The sequence below is a fragment of the Paenibacillus sacheonensis genome (assembly GCF_009909195.1).
GTDB lineage: Bacteria > Bacillota > Bacilli > Paenibacillales > Paenibacillaceae > Paenibacillus_Z > Paenibacillus_Z sacheonensis.
In genome coordinates, this window is record NZ_JAAAMU010000026.1 from 72,928 (window position 1) to 80,869 (window position 7,942).

At 57.7% G+C, this 7,942-nt stretch carries 9 protein-coding genes; 4 read left to right on the forward strand and 5 right to left on the reverse strand.

What is annotated here, in order from left to right; translation table 11 throughout:
- Positions 1 to 572: 572 nt before the first annotated feature.
- The 3 genes from GT003_RS29405 to GT003_RS29415 form a co-directional block, all read right to left on the reverse strand.
- Positions 573 to 995 (reverse strand): SRPBCC family protein, encoded by a 423-nt coding sequence (locus GT003_RS29405; protein ID WP_161704736.1) that lies wholly within the window; start codon positions 993 to 995, stop codon positions 573 to 575.
- Positions 992 to 1,321, reverse strand: a complete 330-nt coding sequence (locus tag GT003_RS29410) for a metalloregulator ArsR/SmtB family transcription factor (protein ID WP_161704738.1) — start codon at positions 1,319 to 1,321, stop codon at positions 992 to 994. The genes GT003_RS29405 and GT003_RS29410 overlap by 4 nt, the downstream gene beginning before the upstream one ends.
- A gap of 78 nt (positions 1,322 to 1,399) precedes the next feature.
- Positions 1,400 to 1,825, reverse strand: a complete 426-nt coding sequence (locus tag GT003_RS29415; RefSeq protein WP_161704740.1) for a DoxX family protein — start codon at positions 1,823 to 1,825, stop codon at positions 1,400 to 1,402.
- Positions 1,826 to 2,104: 279 nt separating this feature from the next.
- On the opposite strand from GT003_RS29415, the gene GT003_RS29420 reads away from it, so the two are divergent.
- Genes GT003_RS29420 through GT003_RS29430 form a run of 3 tightly spaced genes read left to right on the forward strand, consistent with a single transcriptional unit; the run spans position 2,105 to position 5,555 of the window.
- Positions 2,105 to 3,295: a hypothetical protein gene (locus GT003_RS29420; protein ID WP_161704742.1), complete on the forward strand. Its 1,191-nt coding sequence runs from the start codon at positions 2,105 to 2,107 to the stop codon at positions 3,293 to 3,295.
- Positions 3,292 to 4,035 carry a glycosyltransferase gene (locus tag GT003_RS29425; protein ID WP_338045954.1) on the forward strand — a complete coding sequence of 248 codons (744 nt, stop codon included), beginning with the start codon at positions 3,292 to 3,294 and terminating at the stop codon, positions 4,033 to 4,035. Before GT003_RS29420 ends, GT003_RS29425 begins: the two co-directional genes overlap by 4 nt.
- Entirely contained in the window at positions 4,032 to 5,555 is a 1,524-nt protein-coding gene (locus tag GT003_RS29430; protein WP_338045955.1) for a glycosyltransferase family 4 protein, read from the forward strand. Before GT003_RS29425 ends, GT003_RS29430 begins: the two co-directional genes overlap by 4 nt.
- Positions 5,556 to 5,954: 399 nt before the next feature.
- Here the strand turns inward: GT003_RS29430 and GT003_RS29435 are convergent, their stop codons facing one another.
- The gene (locus GT003_RS29435) at positions 5,955 to 6,227 is read right to left on the reverse strand and encodes an HU family DNA-binding protein (RefSeq protein ID WP_161704744.1); all 273 of its coding nucleotides are present in this window, start codon (positions 6,225 to 6,227) and stop codon (positions 5,955 to 5,957) included.
- 105 nt (positions 6,228 to 6,332) lie between these two features.
- Entirely contained in the window at positions 6,333 to 6,536 is a 204-nt protein-coding gene (locus tag GT003_RS29440; protein ID WP_161704746.1) for a cold-shock protein, read from the reverse strand.
- Positions 6,537 to 6,989: 453 nt separating this feature from the next.
- Between GT003_RS29440 and GT003_RS29445 the strand changes: the two genes are divergently transcribed.
- Entirely contained in the window at positions 6,990 to 7,127 is a 138-nt protein-coding gene (locus GT003_RS29445; RefSeq protein ID WP_161704748.1) for a hypothetical protein, read from the forward strand.
- The last annotated feature ends 815 nt before the right edge of the window (positions 7,128 to 7,942 follow it).

Here is a 7,942-nt window from a genome sequence, read left to right on the forward strand (position 1 = left end):
CTGTTTCTGCAGTTGCCGATGCAAGCCATGATCGTCCTGCCTGCGAAAATGGCCCTCAACCTAAACACCTTGCAGCTAACGGTTGTACGGATCGTTAATTGGCTCAAAATGCCCCTTTTATATCGCTAACGGTTGCCAGGAGGCTTATTGTGCGTTTTTTCGTTCGAATCCATCTCCAAACGCCAAATAACGTCGGACAGAATCGTTAGGTTTGATTTAGCCGCGTTATTGGACGATTAGCAGCGCTGACAATCGTTAGGCATTCGGAGTCAGCTCGAAGACACGTTGAGGGTAAACGATCGGCAGCTTTCGCCGTTTGCCGATTACCTGCCGCCGTCGTATACGCTGCCTGCGCTGTTGTATTAAAAGCTGCCTGATAGGCAGCTTTTCTGCTTATTCAACCAGCTGCGGGCCAATAAGGCTGCCTCTTAGGCAGCATTTCCTCCTGCACGACCAGAATCGAACGCAAAAAGCTGCCCGATAGGCAGCTTTTCTGCTTTATTCACCAACCACATGCCCACGAAGCTGCCACTTAGGCAGCTTTTCCTCCCTCGCGGCCCCAGTACCCGAGGCTACTGCTCTAGCGCCTTCTCGAGGTCGCCGCACCACTTGCTCCAGCCGTACTTCGCTCCGCCGAGCGCTTGCGGGCTCGAGATGCCGCTTTGCTCGAGATGCAGGTTTACCTGTCCATCCCCCAAATCCTGCAGCGTCCAGGTAACGGTGTGCTGCTCCCCTCCGCTTAGCCACGTATAGGACATCCGGTTCGGCGCGTCCACGGTAAGCACTTCGCCGCCGATGACGCCATCCCACCATTCGGTCGGCTCCGTCCGGAACTGAAACCGATAGCCCACGACGGGCTTAAAATCATTTTCCATCGCCTTGCCGGTATGAATGTTGGACATCCACTTGGCAAGCTTGCTTGAATCGGTCAGGGCGGACCACAGCTTCTCGATCGTCGTCTTGAACTGAAAATCCATGGATAACGTTAAACTCATTCTTCTTCCTCCTCCAAAAATTTGCCCAAGTTCAGCATGTTCGCATGCCAAAACTTGCCGTAGAAAGCTACCCAATCTTGAATTTCCCTGAGCGGAGCGGCATTTAGCCTGAATCGCGTTTCTCTGCCGACCTTCCGGTCAAGGACCAGTCCGGCCTCTTTCAGAATGGTCAAATGCTTGGATACCGCCGTACGCCCCATTTCGAACTGACCCGTCAACTCATGAAGCGGCACTTCCTCCGCCTCCGCTAACAGACGAATCAGCCGGCGCCTGGTCGGATCCGCAATCGCATCGAACACGTCCCGCAACACATCGTTCTCTTTCACAACACCCTCTCCCAACTCTTATTTTCCGGCAGAATGCTATTGTCGGCAAGAAGGACGGGCGTTATTTTTTCCTGCTCCCTAAAGTTTGCGGCCGTTCGGACGCAATGCCCACGAGGCGATACCGAGCGCGGCATAGACGAGCGGAAGAATGACATGGAAGCCGGCATCCCCATAATCGTGCGCGTACACGTGGGACAGCGCCGCGCCGGTCATCAAGAAAAAGATACCCGCGTACGCCCATTCCTTAAGCCGAGGAACGCCCGGGACAAGGATCGCGAGGACGCCAAGCAGCTTCCAGGTCCCGAGAATGTTCGTGATGTAAAGCGGAAACCCGATGTCGGTCACCAGGTCGACGTTGCCTCCCATCCGCATCAGCTGTCCGATTCCGCTCAGCGTGATCGAAAAGGCCAGCATGATCGTGACCGTCCAATAGGCGGCCACTTTCCCAGCGGACCGTGCTTCTGCTTTCGTAATCGTTTCCGAACCGATCATCATCTTGTTCATTTTGTTTCCTCCTCGTGGTTTCGCGTTATTTTGGTTTTCATGCGTTTTGTCCGACTGTCGTCTAACGCGACACTATTTGGTGTCGGTTTTATTATAGGACACCATTTAGTGTCATGTCAACATTATTTCCTACTCCGGCCGATTGCGCTCGGTCAGATTCCACGGCCTCCGTTGCGCTCGGCACGCAAGGAATGTTCAGCCCCCGCCGCCCATAAAATGATGAAGATCGATTTCTGCGCCTGCCGCTCCGCGCGGCCGTGCGCGAACGGCGGGTGAGGCATGACGGACACGGTAATCGTATTTCCCCACTGCGCGTGGGAGGCGTTTCCTTACGGGGGCTTCATCGAGCGACTCGGGCGGGGCCGCTCCGTCCGCTTCGTCGCGAGCACGGAAGCCATGGCCGGCGCGCCGCCGCAGTATGGCGCCATGACGCTGGATGACCTGGACGCAGTACCCTGGCAACGGACAATCGTCATTGCGACGCATCCCTCTTGGGTATATGAGATCGCCGGAAGAAGCCCGGCCGCTCTCCTGGTACTGCTCCCGAGCGAGCTCGAACAGGGCGAAGCGGATTATCTCGTCTGCCGGGACGCGCTCTGCGCGGCGGCGACGGTCGTCGTAACGGGGTCGGAAACCTATTACTTCGAGCAGTGGTTCCGGCGGGGCCGCGTCTTCCTGCAGGACGGCCTGGACACGGCCTCGGACCTGCTGGCCGATGCAGCTGCAAGCGATGCCGCTGCCGGCAAGTCCGTCGATGCGCTCGCGAAGCTGCAGCTGCAGCGCCGGGCGGATTTTCGCGCGGAGCAATTGCGCGGTCTGCGCCCTTCCGCGATGCAATTCTTCTTCCAATCGGTCTATCACTACCTGCTCGGACAAGGGGAAGAGGCCGAGCGCTGGGCGCTGGACGCCTTCCACTTGGCGATTCTGTCCGCCGAAGAGGGAGCCGTCCAAACTTACTTTCGTTTCTTGTCCGTCATACGGCTGCAGCAGGGACGCGCGAACGACGCCTTCGCGACCTACGGCATCAGCGCGGCAAGCGATGAAGAGCGCGGCGCCTACGGCGAGATGCTCGAGCTGCAGGCGTCCGGAGAAGCAGCGCTGGCCGCCGGCCTGCTCTACCGGATGAACGAAGATTTCCGGCAAACGGCGGGATTGCTGAACGCCGCGCCGGCGCAGCTTCCAGACGGGCCGCTCCGGGAACGGGCCGTCTCTCTCCTCGTGGAAGCGCATGAGAGGAGCAGCCGGCCGGGCGCGGCACTCGCGCTGCTGCCTCCCCCGCGCACGGTGAAGGAAAGGCTGCGGCGCAATCTGCTGGAGGGGCGCGCCTACGCGCTCGAAGGCAGACGGCATGACGCTGTCCGCGCGCTGCTCCAAGCCGCGATGACCGGCCTGGAGCCGCTGCACGCCATTGCCGATATCGCGGCCGCGCTGGCGAGAGCCAAGAAGCTGGCAGAGGGGGAATACACGTGAGCGAAATACCGCTGCTGCGCAAGACCGGCGGCAATAAGCTGACGGCCATGATGCAGGTCCGCAACGAAGCCGGCCGTTATCTAGAGGCGGCGCTGGCGGACCTGTCCGGCTTCGTGGACGAAATCGTCATCGTGGACGATGCCAGCGAGGACGAGACGCCGGACATCTGCCGATCGTTCCCGAAGGTGGTTCGGCTCGTTCGGCTGCCGGAGCCCTTGTTCGGCCAGGAAGGCCGGCTCCGGCAGCTGCTCTGGCAGGCAGCCGTCCAGACGGAGCCCGACTGGCTCCTGTCGATCGACGCGGACGAATTTTTCGAACGCAGCGCCAAATCGCACATTCGCTCGCTGATCGACCAAGATCGTTACGACTGGGTTTCTTTTCGCATGTACGACTTCTGGGGCTCGCTCGCGTACTACCGCGAAGATGAGCTGTGGCAGCTGCATAAGCGGCATACGATGATGCTCGTCCGCTATCTGCCGCTCTATTCGTACATCTATCCGGACTGGAACCATCATGTGCCGCGGCTGCCGCTGACCTGCTCCGCCCTGCCAGGGTTTCAATCGGAGCTGCGCGTGAAGCATTACGGCTGGGCCGGCGACGAAGCCGCGCGGCATGCTAAATACGAGCGCTACATGGCCATCGATCCGGATGGGAAATGGGGAAGCCTTGCCCACTATGCTTCCATTCTGGACCCCAGCCCGAGGCTCGTTCGCTGGCAGGAGGAGGCGGGGCCGACGTGAGAACGGTGACGATCTTGACCCACAGCTACTTGAACGCTTACTCGGAAGGCGAAGGATTCGTCCGTCCGTTCGGCGGCGGACTGGAGCGTTACATGCACGACCTCTGCGCCGTCGTGCATGCCAAGGGCTGGCAACCGATCGTCCATCAGCTCTCTTACTACCGGAGCTTCGACACGGTGTACGAAGGCACGCGCGTGCGCGGATATCCTTATGAGCTGAATGACATCGCCGGCGCCTTCGATCGCATGGCCGCGGACGCCGAAGGACTGATCGTATACGCCAGCTGCATCTGGCACCCGATCGCCTACAAACCCGGCAGCATCGGCATCTGCCACGGCATTAACTGGGATTGGCCCGAATTCGGCGACAAGGTCAAGAGCGGCGTAGCCGACATGATTCAGCTCGCCGTGGACGGACTTGACCGGCTCGTGTCGGTAGACTCGCATTTTCAGACCTACTGCCGCGCGGTCTGTACGTTCGACGACCCGGAGAAGCTCGTGCTGCTGCCGAATGCGGTCGATACGGCTTGGTTTACCGGGAAGGACGCGGAAGCAGGCATTGGGGCCGGGGCTGAGGATGGCACGCAGGAGAAAGCGGTGATCGGGATCGTTGGCGGCGCGGAAGCGGCGTTTGGGACTGAGGCTACGGAGGCCTCGCGGTTGCGTGAATCGGCTGGAGCCGGTGGTGCGGAGATTGCGTGGGCCAGTGAAGCGATCGGAGCTGCGGATGCAGAGAATACGGATGGGCACGACGCTGAGGACGCGGAGAGCTTGGATGGGCGTGACGCTGAGGACAAAGAGAGCTCGGATGGGCACGACGCTGAGGACGCGGAAATTTTAGAGAGGCATGACGCACAATACGCTGAGGATTCGCCGGCCAGTGAATGGACTGGGAACGAAAATGCGGCGGCTTTGGGAGCAGGCGGCTTGGCCGTTGCGGATGGATTGCCGGAGACCGGCGAGTTACGGCTGCTGTTTCCCAGGCGGCTCAGCTACGAGCGCGGCATCGTGCCGATGATGCTGCTCGCGGACCGGCTGCTGGCAGCATTTCCGTCGCTTATCGTGGAGTTCGCAGGCGAGCTCGTGGAGCAAACGCCGGTCGCGGTTGCTTTTCGCCTATGGCTGTCCACCCACGGCGAGCAGGCACGCATCCGGCATAACACCTACACGTTCCAGACTGTACGCGACGCTTACCGCGCGGCCGACGTCGTCGTCATCCCCACGGTCTACTCGGAGGGGACCTCCCTATCCTGCCTGGAAGCGATGAGCTGCGGCAAGGCAGTCGTCGCTGCGAACGTCGGCGGTTTGAACGATCTCATCACGGACGGCTTCAACGGCAGGCTCGTCGCGCCCACCGTGGACGCGCTCCATGCCGCCGTGGAAGAGCTGCTGCGGGACGCCGCCCTTCGAAGGCAGTACGGCGCGGATGCCAGCAGAACGGCGGCCGCCTTCGATCTGAAGCGGTGGAAGCAGCGCTGGGCGGAGCTGCTGGAAGCGCAATTCGCGCGCAACGGCTTATGACCGCTGCCGCATCGATGAAGGCAACAAAATAACAGCGGATATCCTGGACGGTAAAAAGTCCTGGCTATCCGCTGTTTTATGGTCATCGTTCCGTCAGCATTCCCGTGAAACGAATAGTTGGCGTTTGAATACATAAGAGCGCCGCTGCTTATCCATCGGCCGCCTCCCGTTCCTGAACTTTCAGATTGTCCGCTTTGCTTTGCAAACTCTGCTTGTTGGCATAGAAATTAATAATGTCGTCAACGGTCGAAAACGTAACGGCAGCATTCGAATCATGGGGTGGAATGGTAATAAAAAACCGCCTTCCAGATGTGGTTTCATCTTATTTTTTATTGCAGTCGGTGGTGGGGTGCTTGGGTTGGTGCTTATTGGAGCTTATTGGTGCTTCGATTAAAATGGTTAGTTTAAAGCATTTTTCAACGTGAGGCCTGCCGTGAATACCGGTACTTTGCCCGCTGGAAGCTCCACCTCTTCGCCCGTTTTGCGGCTTCTGCCCATACGCGCTTCGCGTCTGCGGACATCAAACTTTCCGAAGCCCACGAGTTGAACCTCTTCGCCTTGCTTTAACGCTTCGAAAATGGCGTCCAGCACGGACGTAACCGCCTTCTCCGCGTTCTTTTTCGAAAACCCACTCGATTTGGCAACATCGGCGATCAGTTGTTCCTTATTCATGCATCATACCTCGCTTATCGGATTAATATGACGAAACTGGCAGACTTAATCGCGAATGTGGGGAGAAAAAAACTGCCCCAACCTAAGTCAGGGCAGCTTGAAGGATTAATAGATTTTCGAAACGTTCTCGGCTTGTGGACCGCGTTGGCCTTGCGTTACATTGAACTGCACGCGTTGACCTTCATCCAACGACTTGTAACCTTCGCCTTCAATCGCGCTGAAATGCACGAATACGTCGTTTCCGCCTTCGATTTCGATGAAACCGAAACCTTTTTCTGCATTAAACCATTTAACTGTACCTGTTTGCATTGTATTACCTCCAAAAAATAGTTTTACTTCATTGATCATTCCCAAAAAAAAAATTCACATACTGAAAACAGTTTCATCATAAAAATGAGACCATTTTCAATATGTGAATTGGCTTCGATTTGAACAATAGGTTAATCATAACACACTTTTCAATAAAAAGTAGCAAACCGGCGAAATATATTTTGAAATTCAAATGGGAATCGACTGTTGTACCCGCTGCAAGTCGCGCCGTGACTGGGATTCGGCGGCGAGTTAAGGTTAGCGAGACCGTTATATTTGTACGGCATGCATTGCCGATGGGGATGCGCGGAGAAGTAAAATTGGCTGCGGTGGCATGACAATTTGGGCTTGGCGCGACCTGGTGAGCGAACCTGCCTATGCCGGGGCGACTGGAAAGCGGAATGGGATGCGACGGGCAAGACAAGGCGGGATGGCGTGACCTGGTGAGCGAGCTTGCCGATAGCGCTGCGATCGGAAAAGCGAAATCGGCTGTGGCGGGGCAAGACGATGCAGGCTTGGCGCGACCTGGTGAGCGAGCTTGCCGACCGCGCTGCGACGGGCAAGACAAGGCGGGATGGCGTGACCTGGTGAGCGAGCTTGCCGACCGCGCTGCGACCGGAAAAGCGAAATCGGCTGTGGCGGGGCAAGACGATGCAGGCTTGGCGCGACCTGGTGAGCGAGCTTGCCGACCGCGCTGCGACCGGAAATGCGAAATGGGATGGAATAAGTCAGCGTTATTGCGACTTGATGACCCAACTGCGAAAACCCCGATCGATTCCCACGCTAGCTTCTAAGCTATGTAAAACTGCAATGCCCGTTTCAAGTACCGACGCACTCACGCGCTGCCTACTACGAAAATCAAACCGGAATGTTGCCTGACCATGCGAATAAGTGCATTTATGCACTTATTTTTGCGATTAAGCCCTCCAATCCGGAAATAGGTGCAAATCTGCACCTATTCTGGTAGTAACGTGCCGATATTGACATTATTCATGAGGAATAAGTGTATTTTTACACTTATTTTGATTTCAGAGCGCTATATACGAGGAAATAAGTGCAGAATTGCACTTATTTCGGATCATCGAGCAGCCTCGAAGCATGCATTGGCGCGAAGGCGGCGCCAAGACTTGCCATGCATTGACGATAGGGATCGAAGCTGCCGTTAACGCTTATTTCGACGCCGCCCGCGAAAATATATTTTCCAGCAGTCAGAGTTGCTGCGTATTGGAACCCATTCAGCGTCAAAGCGCCAAGCTGCCCGCGCTCGATGCGGGTTAGCCCGGCGGCAGCATGGCCGTGCCGAGGATGAGCGGTAGGGCCGCTTCGCTGTAGAGCGCGGGCAGGTTCGCGCCCGCGCCGGGGCCAGGGCCGCCCGCGGCGCGCGCGATCGCCGCGCCGGCGGCGGC